Here is a 14,341-nt window from a genome sequence, read left to right on the forward strand (position 1 = left end):
GGTGAGGTGTCCCGGCGTCGTCCGAGGGCACACGGCTCTCACCACCTAGCGCAGAAGGGCCGGATGACGTGCGTACCGTCGGAGTGGAAGAGGAACTCCTCCTGGTCGACCCCGAGACCGGCGAGCCGCAGGCGCGGGCCGCCGCGGTGCTGGCGCGGGCCGCGCAGGAGGGGACGGGGCAGGACGTGTTCGAGAAGGAGCTCCACGACGAACAGGTGGAGTTCGCCACGCACCCGCAGTCGGCGATGGCCGACCTGGGAGCCGAGATCATCCGCTGTCGCAAGGACGCGGCGCGCCATGCCGAGGGGCTCGGCAGCGCGGTCGTGGCGCTGGCCACGTCGCCGCTGCCGGTGAGCCCGACGATCACCATGAACAGCAGGTATCTGTGGATGGCGCGGGAGTTCGGCCTGCACACACAGGTGCAGCTCGTCTGCGGTTGCCATGTGCACGTGTCCGTCGAGTCCGACGAGGAGGGTGTCGCCGTCCTGGACCGGATGCGGCCCTGGCTGTCCGTCCTGACGGCCCTGAGCGCGAACTCGCCCTTCTGGCAGGGCCACGACAGCGGGTACGCCAGCTACCGCAGCCAGGTGTGGGACAGGTGGCCGATGGCCGGGCCGACGGACGTCTTCGGCTCGGCTGAGCGGTACCACCATTACGTCGCCAACCTGATCGCCACGGAGGTCCTGCGCGACGAGGGCATGATCTACTTCGACGCGCGACTGTCCCGGCGCTATCCGACCGTCGAGATCCGGGTCGCGGACGTCTGTCTGCACCCCGACACCGCGGTCCTCGTCGCGACCCTCGTCCGCGGGCTCGTGGAGACCGCGGCGCGCGAGTGGCGGGCCGGGGCCGAGCCGCTCGGACACAGGGCGGGAATGCTGCGGCTGGCCAACTGGCGGGCCGCCCGCTCCGGTATGTCGAAGAACCTCCTGGACCCCGTGACGATGCGGCCCCGGCCCGCCGTCGACGTGATCCGCGCGCTCCTCGACCACGTCGAGGAGGCCCTCGTCGACAGCGGTGACGCCGACCGCGCCCGTGACGCCGTCGCGGAGCTGATGGGGCGCGGCAACGGGGCCCGGGTGCAGCGCGAGGTGATGGAGCGGACGGGGAGTCTGCGGGACGTGGTCACCGCGTGCGTACGGCACACGCAGGCGTGAGCCCGACGGGCCCGGGTCCGGCACCACTCGCGTAGGACGCGGACGGTGACCGGGGCGTCGCCGTTCGCGCACGGCAGGCGGCGGGCCGCACGGCGACGAGCCACGCTCCCACCTGCGGTCGAGGACCCTGTGAGCGTAGGTCGTCGGAGACGGGGTAATGCGTGCAGCACGTACCGCGGACCCGTCGGTCGGCACGTGCGACAGACCCGTCCGCGACCGGAGTCGGAGGAACCCCGAGCATGAGCGCGTGGAGTCCGGATCACACCGAACGGCAGCCGCCCCCGGCTGTGCGGTCGCCGGACGGGCTGCCCGATCTCGTACACGCCGGCATGTACGTGGTGGACGACCACGGCGCGATCGTCACGGTGAACACGCGGGCGGAGACCCTGCTCGGCCGCCCGGCCGACGAACTCGTCGGCCGGGACGCCCACGAGCTGCTGCACCGCGACCATCTCGGGCAGACCGTGCCCCGTGCGGCGTGCTCGATGATGCGGGCGTTCCTCAGCGGCCGTACGAGCGGCGGGGCCCGCGTGTGGTTCCGACGCGGTGACGCCACGCTGCTGCCGGTGACCTGGCTGGTCACACCGTGCCGGCTCGGCGACACCGTGACCGGCGCGGCGGTTCTCTTCTACGAGTGCGACCCGGAGGAGGGCACGCTCCGAACCACCGAGTCGACGACGCTGTCGCAGCTGGAGCGGCTGGCGCTGCTCGCCGAGACGACGACCCGGCTGACCTCCACGCTGGACGCCGACGAGGCGGTCGCGCGCCTGGTCCGGCTGGTGGTGCCACGGCTGGCCGACTGGGCGATCGTGGACCTGATCACCGAGAGCGACGACGTCTGGCGGACCACGGTGGCGACCCACCGCGACGGCGTCGTGGTGCGGCGCGAGGAGCTGGAGGGCCCGCTGCCGCCGGTGCACGAGGAGTCGTTCATGCCGCTGTCCCGGGCGCTGCGCGGGGCGGCGTCGGCCCTGGCCGGGCCGGCGACCTACCAGGGGCCGCCGGATTCGGGGATCGCGGTCGCGCAGCAGAAGCTGTTCCAGGAGACGGGTATGCGCTCGGCGGCGATCGCGCCCATCCGCGGGCCCCGGGCGGTGCTCGGCGCCCTCACGCTGGGCCTCAGCGACCGGCCGGGGGCCTTCACCGACGCCGAACTGTCCCTGCTGGAGGACATCGCCCGCCGGGCCGGGCTGGCACTGGAGAACGCGCGTCTGTACCAGCGCCAGCGGCACATCGCGGAGACCATGCAGCGCCATCTGCTGCCCCAGATGCCGGAGGTGCCGGGGCTGCGTACGGCCGCGCGTTACGAGTCGGCGTCGGAGTCCTCTCAGGTCGGCGGCGACTGGTACGACGCGTTCTCGCTGGCCGACGGGTCCACGGCGGTGGCCATCGGGGACGTCGTCGGGCACAACATCGACGCGGCAGCCGGGATGGCGCAGGTCCGCAACATGCTCCGGGCCTATGCCTGGGCTCTGGAGGAGCCGCCGAGCGCGATCGTGGAACGGCTCGACCAGGCCGTGGTGAACGTGGCCGAGGCGTCCATGGCGACCCTGATCTTCGGCCGGATCGAGCAGAGCGACGACGCGTGGGCCCTGCGGTGGACCAACGCGGGGCATCCGCCGCCGCTGCTGATCACCCACGACGGCCGGTCCCGGTTCCTGGACGAGGAGCACGACCACCTGCTCGGCACGGGGCTGATACGGGCGCGCACCGACACGCTCACCCCGCTGCCGCCGCGGTCCACGCTCGTGCTGTACACGGACGGCCTGATCGAGTCACCGGGGTACACCCTCGACCGGGGCCTGGCCCGGCTGCGCCAGCACGCGGCGGCGCTCGCCCACCGGCCCCTGCACGTGTTCTGCGACCTGCTCCTGGAGCGCACCCGTCCCGTCGACAACGACGACGACATCGCCCTGCTGGTCTTCCGCATGCCGACCGAGGACGGTGAGGCGGGTGACCGGTAGAGCGCCGACGCCCGGCGAGGACCCCGGAGGGCCACTCTCTTCCCCAAGGCCCCACACTTCCCCGCGCTTTCGCACGCGTAGCCCCTCCCCGCACGGGAAACACGAGCGTCGGAGGAGAACGCGACATCGCGTCCGCCTCAACCAGCCGATCCGGGGAAGACGAGATGGCAACAGAGCCACGTAGGGACGACAAACTGCCTGCCGAGGAGATCTACGACAGCCACGCCGCCTTCGACGGAGAGCTCGGCGACGTGACGGGGGCCCGTACGGCCGCCGAGGGGTTCCTGGGCGTCCTCGCCCACACGTCACCGCCTGGGGCGGTCGAGCACTGGGACGACATCCTGCTGGTGGTCACCGAGCTGGCGGCCAACGCGGTGCAGTACGCCCCGGGGCGCTTCGAGCTGACGATGCGCCGCACCCTGGACGGTGTGCATGTGACGCTGGGGGACACGAGCACGACGCCGCCCGCGCCGCGCCCCTTCAGTCCCAGCAAGGGTGGCGGCGGTATCGGCTGGTATCTGATCCACACGCTGTGCGACGAGGTGAGCGTGGTGGTGCACGACCACGGCAAGGACGTCCACGTCTTCCTGCCCTGGTGAGGCGTCCTTCCTGCCCCGGTGCGGCGTCAGGGGGAGGCGTCAGGTCAGCGGCACCAGCACGCTGATCGTCTTGCCGCCGGACGCGCGGCGCTCGACGTCCACCTCGCTGGAGAGCCTGTTGATCAGCGGCCATCCGTAGCCGTTGCCCTCGTGGGCGCGGGGCAGCACGCCGGGCCCGTGGAGGCCCACGGGCACGGCGGCGCTGTGGTCCCGCACACTCAGGCGCACGCCCTCAGGAGTGAGGGCGACATCGAACTCGGCGATGCCGCCGCCGTGCCGGACCGCGTTCGTGACCAGTTCGGAGACGACGAGGATGAGATCGATCATCGACTGCTCGGTCGGCGGCCCGCCCGAGGAACGCCACCTCTCCCCCACGAACTCCCGCACATGACGGCGGGCCGCCGCGGCGGTGGTGATCGCGCCCGGCGGCCGCGCCGCCCGGGCGGACGATCCCTCCACGGATGCGGTGTCGTGGTCCACGAGGGGGTGACGTTCCGTCGATGTCATGGCGTGTGCGGGGTCGACGACTCGGGACAGCTCCGCTCATCACTGTTCATGGAGCGCCGCATACCCGCTCGCGCCCGGACCATGGCTGCCGAGGTCGGCGGGAAGTATCACCCGGTTCCCGCACAGCTCGGCGGTCGCGCTCGCCTGCGCGGCGGCGAGCTGCCCGCGCGCCGCCTCCAGAGCCCGTTGGACGTCCCGGGTCCCCGTGGACACGCACAGCGTGTACGCCAGGTCCTGCGCGCGGCGAGCGGTCTGGGGGTCGCTCCGCTCACCCTCGTGGGCCACGAGTGACTCGTACTCCTCGACGAGCCTGCGCAGGGTCGCGGGATGGGGCATCAGCATCTGTTTCGCTCCTGGGTGTTCGGGCCTGGGTGTTCGGGCCTGGGTGTTCGGGACGACGGGGTCCGGCCGCCGGGCGGAGGGGTCGGCCGGGACGACGGCGTAGGGCGGACGGTTCAGGCGGAGGGTGTGGTGCGGCCGAGGGCCTCTTCACGGACACGGGCGCAGCTGCGGCTGATGAGGCGGGAGACGTGCATCTGGGAGATGCCGAGACGGTCGGCGATACGGTTCTGCGTCATGTCCTCGAAGAAGCGCATGTAGAGGATGGCGCGTTCGCGCTCGGGCAGTCGGCGCAGCCCTTCCTTGACCGCCTCCCGGTCCACGACGACGTCGTACGCCGTGTCGGGTGCGCCGAGGGTGTCGGCGAGGCTGTAGCCGTCGTCTCCCGAGGACATCTCGGCGTCGAGCGACAGGGCGCTGAAGCTGTCGAGCGCCTCCATGCCGGCGTTGACCTCTTCCTCCGTGAGCCCCGCGAGGGCGGCGATGTCGGCGACCGAGGGCTCGGCGGCACCGCCGGAGGTCTGGCTGAGTTCGCGGCGTGCCACGCGCACCTTGTTGCGGAGGTCCTGGACCCTCCGGGGGACGCGGAGCGTCCACATCCGGTCGCGGAAGTGCCTCTTGATCTCGCCGGTGATGGTGGGCACGGCGTAGCTCTCGAACGCGCCCCGCTCGGGCTCGTAGCGGTCCACCGCCTTGACCAGTCCCATCGCGGCGACCTGGCGCAGATCCTCCAGCGACTCGCCGCGGTTGCGGAAGCGGCCGGCGATGCGGTGCGCCATGGGCAGCCAGGCCCGGACGAGTTCGTCTCGTACGTGGTCACGTTCGGGTCCCGGCTCCATCGCCGCGAGCCGGGCGAAGGCGGGGGCGGTGTCGGGGGCGTCGTCGTGCGTCCTCCTGTCGGGGGTACCGGGACGGACGGAGGTGCCTGAACCGTTTGCGGACACATTGACCAGCATGGGAAATCGCTCCTGAACGACGCTTTCAGGGACTTGCGGCGGGGAACGGTGGGCGGGCGACCAAGGCCCGGGCGCGGAACACCGTTCCCGCCGGCGTGCCTCCGATCCGGAGGCGTGGACTTCCGCTTGCCCCGCGATTCCAGGGACAAACAACGCTGCCCGCATCCGCGGTGACGGATCGCCGGCGGCGGTGATTCCCGTTGCCGGGATCGGCGGCGACTTCTGGCCAGAGTGGGGAGGGACACGGTCCCTTTCCCGGCGAAGTGGGACTGAGTCGCCGGTTGCGGGGCAAGCGTGGGGTGGCAACAAGGCTTCGGGCGAGAGGGGTGGACAGCATGGCAGCCGTGACGGCACGCACAACGGCCACGGCACGGGGGAGGGTCACGGCGGATGGGGTGGACCTGCCCCTGATCGAGGACCCGTCGCGGGTCAGGCCGAAGGACGCGCGGGAGATGTCGCGGCAGTTCTTCGACCGGCTGGCCATGTTGGACGAGGGCACGCACGCGTATCAGTACGTGCGCAACACCCTCATCGAGATGAACCTCTCGCTCGTGCGGTACGCGGCATCGCGCTTCCGCGGCCGTGAGGACTCCCTGGAGGACATCGTCCAGGTCGGGACCATCGGGCTGATCAAGGCCATCGACCGGTTCGAGCTGTCCCGGGAGGTGGAGTTCACCACGTTCGCCGTGCCGTACATCGTCGGCGAGATCAAGCGGTTCTTCCGGGACACGAGCTGGGCGGTCCATGTGCCGCGGCGGCTGCAGGAGGCCCGGGTGGAGTTGGCCCGCGCCACGGACGAACTGCAGTCCCGGCTGGGCCGCATGCCGACGACGCGTGAGCTGTCCGAGCTGATGTCCCTGTCCGAGGAGGAGGTCATCGAGGCGCGCAAGGCGTCCAACGGCTACAACACCTCCTCGCTCGACGCGGCGCTCACCTCCGACGGCGGTGAGGACGGCGACACCGCGCTGGGCGACCTCATCGGCGAGGAGGACCCGTCGCTGCAACTCGTCGAGGACTTCCACTCGTTGGCGCCGCTGATCGCCGAACTCGACGACCGTGAGCGGCGGATCCTCCATCTGCGGTTCGTGGAGGAACTCACCCAGTCGCAGATCGCCGAGCAGCTCGGGGTGTCCCAGATGCATGTGTCCCGGCTGATCAGCCGCATCATCAAGCGGCTGCGCGCGGGCCTCCTGGAACCCGGAGTCGCCTGATCGGGGCCGTGTGTCCGGACGATTCGCGGGTATGCGCACGGGCGCATCGCCGGGCGATGCGTCGAATCCGCGAATCGGGGCACCCGTCCCGATCGGTAGCGCCTTGGAGGCTCTCGTGTCCGTTGCCCAGAATCCCCTGTCGATCAAGGTCGACCTGCCCCGGGACGACGCCGTGCTGCTCACGATCGAGGGCGAACTGGACATCGACACGGCCACCGAGCTGCAACATCACCTGGCGAACCAACTGCGCCACGGGCGGCGGCATTTCCTGCTGGACGTGTCGGCCGTCCCCTTCATGGACTCGTCCGGCATGAACATCATCCTGCGGACGTATCAGGAGGTGCGGAGGATCCCGGGCGGCGTGTACGTCATCGCCCCTACGCCGGCCGTGCGGCGCATACTCGATCTCACCGGCGTCAGCATCACCGTGGCCACGGTGGACAGCGTGGACGAGGCGCTGGCCGCCGTGGATTCCGGTCAGGTCGCCCGGCATCCGGACGAACCCACGGCGAAGGAATAGCCGTCGTCGACGCGCCGATGAGCAGCGCCACTCGGTGCGTTCCGTCGGCGTGCGGGGCACACACATGACCAACAGTTGTCGTTTGACAACTATGGCCGGGAAGCAACAGAGTGAGCCGGGGCCAAGAGCATGGAAAGGGTTGGGATGAGGCTGTCGGACCGGGATCGGGTCGGCGGCGGTCAGGCGCTCCGGGCGTCGGTGGCGTCGCCCTCGTGGATCTGCGTCGCCGCGGCGACGCAGAACGCCTCCAGCCCCTCCAGCAGCGCGGTGCGCTTCACGGCCGGCATCTGCTCCAGCACGGTCCGCAGGGCGCGTTCGCGGCGGGCGCGCAGGTCCACCAGGAAGGACCGTCCGCGCCGGCTCAGCCGCAGACACAGCTCGCGCCTGCTGGCCGTGCTGGCGTGGCGCTCGACGAAGCCCACCGCCTCCAGGCGGTCGCACAGCCGGCTGGTGGAGGGCGGTGTGGAGCCGAGGGCGTCGGCGAGCATCCGCAGATTGATGCCGTCGTTGTGCTCCAGGATGAACAGCACGCGGATCTGGGAGGCGGACACCGGCGCCGTCGAGGCGCGCCCCCACAGGACCTCCAGCAGCTCGGCCGCCTCGGAGGTCACTCGCGCCACCTCGTCCGGCCGTGGCTGCGAGGCGGAGGAAGTCACGCACCCACTCTTGCAGGCTTCTCGAACACTGTCAGCCCGCGAGGGCGGACAAACCACGCACGAAATCCGAAACAGGTACACAAGTACCGGCAGACGGCGTCCGCGGCAGCGCGGGCGCCACACCGTCACCGTGGAAAGAATGGCGTATCCGACATCGTGAACAGATTCGTGGCAGCCGAACGAGCACTTCGTTCCGCTGCTCCGCACCACTTGGTGGACGTGGTCCGCGACGTACTGCACGACGACTGGTCGGCGCGGGACGTCGAGCTCTACCTGGCCGACTACGCGCTCCTCGCACTGCGGCCCGTGCCCGCGCGCCCGAACCCGCCGGAGCCCCTGCCGATGCACGACGGTCCGACCGGCCGGGCGTTCGGGGCGCAGGAGCCGTACGTGGAGAAGCGCGGCGACGGCCGGGTGCGGGCGCATCTTCCGGTCACCGTCCGCGGTGACCGGCTGGGCGTGCTGCGTCTGACACTGCCGTCCGCCGCGCACGCCGAGGAGAGCCTCGCCGAACTGACCGAGCTCGCCGAGGTACTGGGACACGAACTGGTCGTCGCGGAGCGGGACACCGACGTGTACGTCCGGGCACGTCGCTCCAGCCGACTGACCCTGGCGGCCGAGATGCAGTGGCAGCTGCTGCCGGGCCGGTCCTCCACCCGGGCCGAGTACGCGCTCGGTGGCCAACTGGAGCCCGCCTACGCCATCTTCGGCGACAACTTCGACTGGTCCGCCGACGCCGACCACCTGTTGCTGTACATCACCAACGGCATGGGCGAGGGCATCGAGGCCTCCCTGCTGACCCATCTGGGGATCAACGCGCTGCGCAACGCCCGCCGGGCCGGCATCCCCATCGCGGACCAGGCGGCTCTCGCCGACCAAGCCCTCCACGCCCAGTACGGCGGCGACCTCCACCTGGCGGTGCTCCTGCTGGATCTGAACCTGGCCACCGGACACCTGGAGGTCGTCGACGCGGGCTCCCCGCGGATGCTGCTCCTGCGCGAGGGGAGCGTCAGCTCCGTCGCCCTGGAGGCACAGCTGCCGCTGGGCATGTTCGAGGAGACGGACTACACCACCCAGGAGTTGACGATCGAACCGGGCGACCGGCTCGTCTTCGTCAGCGACGGGGTGTACTCCGTCGCCACACCCGGCGGGGAGACCTACGGGGAGCGGGCACTGGCCCGGGCGGTCAACGCCACCCGTCTGCTGCCCGCCGCCGATGTCCCCGGCGCGGTGCTCCGAGAGCTCTCCGGACACCGCGGCACCCCCGTGGCGGACGACGACGCGCTCGTGGTCTGCCTCGACTGGTTCGGCCGCGAGGAGGCCGGCCGGTCCCACCGATGAATTCGTCCACCAGCCGTTTCCCGATGCGGGGAGGCGCACGACAGCACATGAGGAGACACCCGTGCCGGAACAGGACACGGCAGGCCAGCAGTTGACACCGGCGCAGGAAGTGGCGGACTTCCTGCGCAACCGCCAGGAACAGATCGCCCAGCGCTGGGCCGACGCCGCGCTGTTCCGTACCGTCTTCACCCACTCCCGGGACGAGGCGGTGGAGGCGGGCCGGGCCGTCGTGGACGCGCTCGCCGCCGTGGCCGCCGCGGACAGCGTCGAGGACGCGGAGTCCGGCGGCTTCCACGTGGTGCGCGAACAGCTCGCGCGGACGGCGGCCTCCCGGGCCCGGGCCGGTTCCACCGTGACGCAGATCTCCGCCGAGGTGGACGCGCTGCGGCCGCCCGTCACCGAACTCCTCGTCGCCGAGTTCGCCGCCGCGCCGGCCACACACCTCCGCGAGTGCACCACGACCCTGACGGTCCTGATGGGCACCCTGCGGCTGGTGGTGCTGGAGACCGCGCTCAGCGAGGGCGAGGAACTCATCCACCGGCAGCGGCTGCAGCTGATGGAGGTCGCCACGCCGGTGATCAGCCTGTGGGAGGGCATCGTCGCCGTCCCCCTGATCGGCACGCTGGACAGCGCGCGCAGCCAGGTGGTGATGGAGCGGCTCCTCGACTCGATCGTCGAGCAGCACGCCCGGTTCGCCATCCTGGACATCACCGGGGTCCCCACCGTCGACTCCCTGGTGGCCCAGCACCTCATGAAGACCGTGGCGGCGGCGCGGCTGATGGGAGCCGAGTGCATCGTCTCCGGTATCCGGCCGCCGATCGCGCAGACCATCGTCCATCTGGGCATCGACCTGAGCTCGGTGCTCACCCGCACCAGCCTCGCGGACGCCCTGGCCTACGCGTTGCGGAAGCTGGGCACGGACATCGTGTCCCGCGACGGCACCGGTTCGGGGCACAGGTGAGCGGCGAACTCTTCGCCGCGTACGGCGGACCGTCCTCGTACGGGGCGCCCGTGCCCGTGCTCAAGCTCGGCAACGTGCTCCTGGTGTCGCTCCAGGGCGATCTGCACGACGGCGCGGCGGAGCAGCTCCAGCAGGACATCAGCGACACGGTCGCGCGCAGCGGCGCCACGGGCGTGGTCATCGACCTCTCCGGTGTGGAGATGGTCGACTCGTTCCTGGGCCGGGTGCTCGGCGACATCGCCGCCCAGACGAGCCTGCTCGCCGCCGGAACGGTGGTGGCGGGCATGCGTCCGGCCGTGGCGATCACCCTGGTGGAGCTGGGTCTGACCCTGCCGGGGCTGCGTACCGCGCTCAGCACCGAGGACGCGCTGCGCCTCCTCGGCGAACCGGACCCGACCTTTTCCCGCCGAGGGCACGCCCGCCAGGAGAGTCCGTGATGCAGACCGCCGGCGGCATCTCCGCCTGCCTGCCGATCCACTCGGACCTCGATCTGGTGTGGGTACGTCAGCATGTGCGCCAGGCGGCCGCCCAGCTCGGCTTCAGTCTGGTCGAGCAGACCAAACTCGTCACCGCCGCCAGCGAGCTGGCCCGCAACACCCTCGTCCACGGAGGCGGGGGCCAGATGGAGTGCGCTCCCGTGGACAAGGGCGGCGCACGGGGGCTTCGGCTGGCGTTCAGCGACGAGGGGCCCGGCATCGCGGACCTCGACCAGGCCCTCATCGACGGCTACACCTCCGGCGAGGGCCTGGGGATGGGTCTGGGCGGCGCCCGGCGGCTGGTCCACGAGTTCGCGATCGACAGCCGCCCCGGCTCGGGCACGACGGTCACGGTGACGTCCTGGCCGGCGGGTGCGCCGCGCCCGCGTGAGGAGCGGTGATGCCACGCGTCTGGGAGGTTCCGGTGCACGATTCCACCCGGGTGCGCGACGCCCGGGTGGCCGCCGAGGCCGCGGCCGCGCGGGCCGGGCTGGACGACAGTCGTGCCGCCGGTTGCGCGCTGGTCGCCACCGAACTGGCGACTAATCTGCTCAAGCACGCCGGTGGCGGGCTGATACTGCTCGACGTCGTCTCCCGCCCCGCCCCGGAGCGGGCGGACGGCGCGGCCCCCATGGTGCAGATCGTGGCGATCGACCACGGGCCGGGGGTGCGCGACGTCGCGGGCGCGCTGCGGGACGGCTTCTCGACGACGTCCTCGCTCGGCGCCGGTCTCGGCACCTGCCGACGGGTCGCCGACGACTTCGACCTGCACAGCACGGTCGGCCGGGGCACCATCGCCCTGGCCCGGCTCGGCGCCCGACCGGAACGCCGCTCCGGTCCGTCCCCCTCCCCCGCGCCGGCCGTGCGCGCCGGCGGCGTCAACGTGCCCTTCGCGGGAGCGGAGTTCTCCGGCGACGCCTGGGCCTGGGTCCAGGCGGGCGACCTCACCACGCTGATGCTCGCCGACGGCCTGGGCCACGGCATGGCGGCGGCGCGGGCCTCCTCGGCGGCCGTGGAGCAGCTGTACCGCGCGCCCGAACTGCCCCCCGCACAGCTGCTGCGACGGCTGGAGGGCGCGCTGCGCGACACCCGGGGCGCGGCCGTCGCCGTCGCCCAACTCGACGTAGGCGCACGGCGGTTGCTGTTCTCCGGCATCGGCAACATCGGCGCCCGGCTGCGCACCGGCGCGGACTGGCAGCCGTTGCTGTCGCGGCCCGGCATAGTCGGCGCCCATCGGGCCGCCCATCTCCCGCAGCACGAGGCGGCCTGGGAGGACGACTGCCTGCTCGTGCTGCACAGCGACGGCCTGCCCAGCCGCTGGAGTCCGGGGCCCGCCGCCCACAGCCCCTCCCTCGACCCCGCTGTGATCGCCGCCGTGATCGTGCGCGACGCGAGCAGCCCCGCCCGGCCGGTACGCGACGACACCACCGTCGCCGTACTGAGCCCCTCCCCGCCGGACCACCTTCCATGACCCGTACCTGGCATGTCAGTTCCGTCACCGACGCCGCCCGGGCCCGTATCGCCACCGCACGGCTGGCCACCGCGCACGGCGTCTCCCCGACCGACCGGGCCCGGCTGGTGTCCATGCTCACCGCGCAGCTGCGGCAGTGCCTCACCAAGGGAGGCGCGTGGCTGCTGACCACGCGGGTCACCACGGCGCGGCCCGGCGGTACCCGGTTCCTGGTCGAGGTGACGTCGCCGAACCGGCGGCCGGGCGAGTTCCGGCAGCCCTGGCGGCTGACGGTCGCCTGCTCGGAGGAGGGCCGGCTGCCGGACAGCGAGTACGTGTCCGGTGATCCGACGACGCTCGCGGAGGCCCTGTTCGGGGCCGACGAGGACACCGCGCTGCTGCTGGAGAAGCTCGACGAGCAGGAGGCGCTGGTCGCGTTCCACCGCGAGGAGCTCCACCAGACCAACCAGGGCGTCCTCGCCCTGCACGCCGAACTGGACGCTGCCGGGCGTGCGCAGCGCGATCTCTTCGCCGCCGAGCAGAAGGCCCGCAAGGAGGCCGAGAACGCGCGGGGCCGTCTGACCTTCCTCGCCGACGCCAGTGCCGCCCTGACCGCGTCCCTCAACCCCGACGCGATCACGCGGCTGCTGCCCACCCTCCTGGTGCCCCGGTACGCCCGCACCGCCGACGTATGGCTGTTCGACGGGGAAAGCGACGTGGCCCGCGGCGGCCCCCGTCCGGCCGCCGCCGTCGTCGCGGCCCGCCGCGGGCGCCCCCAGTACGCCGCCGACCACCCCGGCGGCCTCCCCGGAGTCGACGACCAGCCGCCCTCGGCGCTCGACCCCGCCCGGCCACTGCTGTGCGTGCCCCTGATGACCCGGGGCGCGCCCCTGGGCGTGCTGACGCTGTCACCGCCCCACGACGAGCGCTGGGACGCCGACGACGCCTTCATGCTGATCGAGCTTGCCCGGCGGGCCGGTGTCGCCCTGGAGAACGCCCGGCGCTTCGAGCACAACCGCGACATCGCCGAGACCCTGCAACGGGCCCTGCTCACCGAGCTGCCCACCACCCCGGGGCTACGGCTGGCCGCGCGGTATCTGCCGGCCACCCGGGGCCTGAACATCGGCGGCGACTGGTACGACGCCTTCCGCCAGCCCGACGGCGGCCTGATCACCGTGATCGGCGACGTCACCGGGCACGGTCTGCACGCCGCGGTGATGATGAGCCAGCTGCGCACCGCGCTGCGCGCCTACGCGGTCGACGGCAAGACCCCCGGTCAGCTCCTCACCCACCTCCATCTGTTCCTGCACCATCTGCAGCCCGACCTGTACGCCACCGCCGTCATAGCCCGGTTCCATCCGCACGAACCCACCCTCACCTGGGCCGCCGCGGGACATCCGCCGCCGGTGCTGCGCTCACCCGACGGGGAGGTGCGGATCCTGGACGCCAAGCCCGGCGCGATGCTCGGCATCCCCATCCACCAGGAGATCGCCGACCACACCGCCCCGCTGCCGCCCGGCTCGACCCTGGCGCTCTACACGGACGGGCTGGTGGAACGCCGTGCCCAGGGCATCGACCCGGGCATCGAACAGTTGGCCACGGTCCTCGGGGGGCTGCCGCCCGCCACGCTCGACGACGACCTCGAGGAATCCGCCGACCAGCTCCTCCACCCCTTGCTGGACGACGAGCACGAGGACGACGTGTGCCTGCTGCTCTGCCATGTGCACAGTGCCGCGGGGCGTGTCACGGCGCAGCTCGCCTAACCGGATCCCCCCAGGGCCCGCAACACCTGCTCGACACGCGCGCGTCGCGCCGGCGGCATCGCCGCCAGGACGTCGCCGAGACGCGCGGACAGACGCTCGGTGACGTCCGCGAGGAACCCGTGCCCGCCCTCCGTCAGCACCAGGCGGACCTCGCGCCGGTCGTCGAGCCGGACGTACCGCTGGAGCAGACCGGCCGCTTCGAGCCGGTCGCAGAGCCGACTGGCCGTGGGCAGGCCGACGGCGAGCTGCTCCGCCAGGGCGGTCAGGTTCAGCTCGGGACGATGGCGCACCGCTCTGAGCGCCAGTATCTGTCTCGGGGACAGCCTCGGCGTGACGTCCTCGACTGCCGAGAACCAGAGCGGCACCAGGTTCTCCACGGCGTCGAGAACCTGCCGGTCGAAGTCGGCGGGGCCGGTCATGCGGGGGGCCTACCCGAAGTGC

At 72.0% G+C, this 14,341-nt stretch carries 16 protein-coding genes; 11 read left to right on the plus strand and 5 right to left on the minus strand.

The annotated features are described in order from the left end of the window. The first annotated feature begins 68 nt into the window (after window positions 1-68). The 3 genes from OG272_RS01750 (at window position 69) to OG272_RS01760 (ending at window position 3,720) form a co-directional block, all read left to right on the plus strand. Window positions 69-1,157 (plus strand): glutamate--cysteine ligase, encoded by a 1,089-nt coding sequence (locus tag OG272_RS01750; protein WP_327731809.1) that lies wholly within the window; start codon window positions 69-71, stop codon window positions 1,155-1,157. 239 nt (window positions 1,158-1,396) lie between these two features. Then, complete coding sequence (locus OG272_RS01755) at window positions 1,397-3,121, plus strand: SpoIIE family protein phosphatase (protein WP_405892278.1); 1,725 nt, start codon at window positions 1,397-1,399, stop codon at window positions 3,119-3,121. A gap of 164 nt (window positions 3,122-3,285) precedes the next feature. After that, window positions 3,286-3,720, plus strand: a complete 435-nt coding sequence (locus OG272_RS01760) for an ATP-binding protein (RefSeq protein ID WP_327731807.1) — start codon at window positions 3,286-3,288, stop codon at window positions 3,718-3,720. A 39-nt stretch (window positions 3,721-3,759) separates the two neighbouring features. Here OG272_RS01760 and OG272_RS01765 read toward each other — a convergent pair whose 3' ends face one another. From OG272_RS01765 to OG272_RS01775, 3 genes are all read right to left on the minus strand, one after another. Further along, entirely contained in the window at window positions 3,760-4,227 is a 468-nt protein-coding gene (locus OG272_RS01765; RefSeq protein WP_327731806.1) for an ATP-binding protein, read from the minus strand. A gap of 39 nt (window positions 4,228-4,266) precedes the next feature. Then, on the minus strand, window positions 4,267-4,569 hold the full coding sequence (locus OG272_RS01770) for a DUF5133 domain-containing protein (protein ID WP_327731805.1): 303 nt from the start codon (window positions 4,567-4,569) through the stop codon (window positions 4,267-4,269). 113 nt (window positions 4,570-4,682) lie between these two features. Further along, window positions 4,683-5,522 carry a SigB/SigF/SigG family RNA polymerase sigma factor gene (locus tag OG272_RS01775; RefSeq protein ID WP_405892281.1) on the minus strand — a complete coding sequence of 280 codons (840 nt, stop codon included), beginning with the start codon at window positions 5,520-5,522 and terminating at the stop codon, window positions 4,683-4,685. Between the two features lie 335 nt (window positions 5,523-5,857). Here OG272_RS01775 and OG272_RS01780 point away from each other — a divergent pair, with 335 nt between their 5' ends. Together OG272_RS01780 and OG272_RS01785 are read left to right on the plus strand one after the other, a co-directional pair. Next, window positions 5,858-6,733, plus strand: coding sequence for an RNA polymerase sigma factor SigF (locus OG272_RS01780; RefSeq protein ID WP_326573530.1), 876 nt, complete (start codon window positions 5,858-5,860; stop codon window positions 6,731-6,733). Between the two features lie 115 nt (window positions 6,734-6,848). Beyond that, a complete protein-coding gene (locus OG272_RS01785) occupies window positions 6,849-7,253 on the plus strand; it encodes an STAS domain-containing protein (RefSeq protein ID WP_328222207.1) in 405 nt (134 codons plus the stop codon). Between the two features lie 179 nt (window positions 7,254-7,432). On the opposite strand, the gene OG272_RS01790 is transcribed toward OG272_RS01785, so the two are convergent. Further along, complete coding sequence (locus OG272_RS01790) at window positions 7,433-7,909, minus strand: MarR family winged helix-turn-helix transcriptional regulator (RefSeq protein WP_405892284.1); 477 nt, start codon at window positions 7,907-7,909, stop codon at window positions 7,433-7,435. 156 nt (window positions 7,910-8,065) lie between these two features. Between OG272_RS01790 and OG272_RS01795 the strand changes: the two genes are divergently transcribed. The 6 genes from OG272_RS01795 to OG272_RS01820 all read left to right on the plus strand — a co-directional run bounded on the left by OG272_RS01795 (window position 8,066) and on the right by OG272_RS01820 (window position 13,900). After that, window positions 8,066-9,250 carry a PP2C family protein-serine/threonine phosphatase gene (locus OG272_RS01795; RefSeq protein ID WP_327731802.1) on the plus strand — a complete coding sequence of 395 codons (1,185 nt, stop codon included), beginning with the start codon at window positions 8,066-8,068 and terminating at the stop codon, window positions 9,248-9,250. A 61-nt stretch (window positions 9,251-9,311) separates the two neighbouring features. Then, on the plus strand, window positions 9,312-10,211 hold the full coding sequence (locus tag OG272_RS01800; protein WP_326573537.1) for an STAS domain-containing protein: 900 nt from the start codon (window positions 9,312-9,314) through the stop codon (window positions 10,209-10,211). Then, window positions 10,208-10,648 (plus strand): STAS domain-containing protein, encoded by a 441-nt coding sequence (locus OG272_RS01805; protein WP_326573539.1) that lies wholly within the window; start codon window positions 10,208-10,210, stop codon window positions 10,646-10,648. The genes OG272_RS01800 and OG272_RS01805 overlap by 4 nt, the downstream gene beginning before the upstream one ends. Next, the gene (locus OG272_RS01810) at window positions 10,648-11,088 is read left to right on the plus strand and encodes an anti-sigma regulatory factor (RefSeq protein ID WP_326585473.1); all 441 of its coding nucleotides are present in this window, start codon (window positions 10,648-10,650) and stop codon (window positions 11,086-11,088) included. Before OG272_RS01805 ends, OG272_RS01810 begins: the two co-directional genes overlap by 1 nt. Further along, window positions 11,088-12,158, plus strand: a complete 1,071-nt coding sequence (locus tag OG272_RS01815; RefSeq protein WP_405892287.1) for a SpoIIE family protein phosphatase — start codon at window positions 11,088-11,090, stop codon at window positions 12,156-12,158. The genes OG272_RS01810 and OG272_RS01815 overlap by 1 nt, the downstream gene beginning before the upstream one ends. Next, complete coding sequence (locus OG272_RS01820) at window positions 12,155-13,900, plus strand: PP2C family protein-serine/threonine phosphatase (protein ID WP_405892289.1); 1,746 nt, start codon at window positions 12,155-12,157, stop codon at window positions 13,898-13,900. The genes OG272_RS01815 and OG272_RS01820 overlap by 4 nt, the downstream gene beginning before the upstream one ends. On the opposite strand, the gene OG272_RS01825 is transcribed toward OG272_RS01820, so the two are convergent. Next, complete coding sequence (locus tag OG272_RS01825; protein WP_326573545.1) at window positions 13,897-14,319, minus strand: MarR family transcriptional regulator; 423 nt, start codon at window positions 14,317-14,319, stop codon at window positions 13,897-13,899. The genes OG272_RS01820 and OG272_RS01825 overlap by 4 nt on opposite strands. Window positions 14,320-14,341: the final 22 nt, after the last annotated feature.

This window comes from Streptomyces sp. NBC_00104, from assembly GCF_045160825.1.
In the GTDB taxonomy this organism is placed as follows: domain Bacteria; phylum Actinomycetota; class Actinomycetes; order Streptomycetales; family Streptomycetaceae; genus Streptomyces.

Excerpts from the sequence above, each read along its gene's own strand:
- OG272_RS01775 (WP_405892281.1), bottom strand. The coding sequence starts at position 5,522 with ATGCTGGTCAATGTGTCCGCAAACGGTTCAGGCACCTCCGTCCGTCCC.
- OG272_RS01810 (WP_326585473.1), top strand. The coding sequence starts at position 10,648 with ATGCAGACCGCCGGCGGCATCTCCGCCTGCCTGCCGATCCACTCGGAC.
- OG272_RS01770 (WP_327731805.1), bottom strand. The coding sequence starts at position 4,569 with ATGCTGATGCCCCATCCCGCGACCCTGCGCAGGCTCGTCGAGGAGTAC.
- OG272_RS01825 (WP_326573545.1), bottom strand. The coding sequence starts at position 14,319 with ATGACCGGCCCCGCCGACTTCGACCGGCAGGTTCTCGACGCCGTGGAG.
- OG272_RS01780 (WP_326573530.1), top strand. The coding sequence starts at position 5,858 with ATGGCAGCCGTGACGGCACGCACAACGGCCACGGCACGGGGGAGGGTC.
- OG272_RS01815 (WP_405892287.1), top strand. The coding sequence starts at position 11,088 with ATGCCACGCGTCTGGGAGGTTCCGGTGCACGATTCCACCCGGGTGCGC.
- OG272_RS01755 (WP_405892278.1), top strand. The coding sequence starts at position 1,397 with ATGAGCGCGTGGAGTCCGGATCACACCGAACGGCAGCCGCCCCCGGCT.
- OG272_RS01765 (WP_327731806.1), bottom strand. The coding sequence starts at position 4,227 with ATGACATCGACGGAACGTCACCCCCTCGTGGACCACGACACCGCATCC.
- OG272_RS01760 (WP_327731807.1), top strand. The coding sequence starts at position 3,286 with ATGGCAACAGAGCCACGTAGGGACGACAAACTGCCTGCCGAGGAGATC.
- OG272_RS01820 (WP_405892289.1), top strand. The coding sequence starts at position 12,155 with ATGACCCGTACCTGGCATGTCAGTTCCGTCACCGACGCCGCCCGGGCC.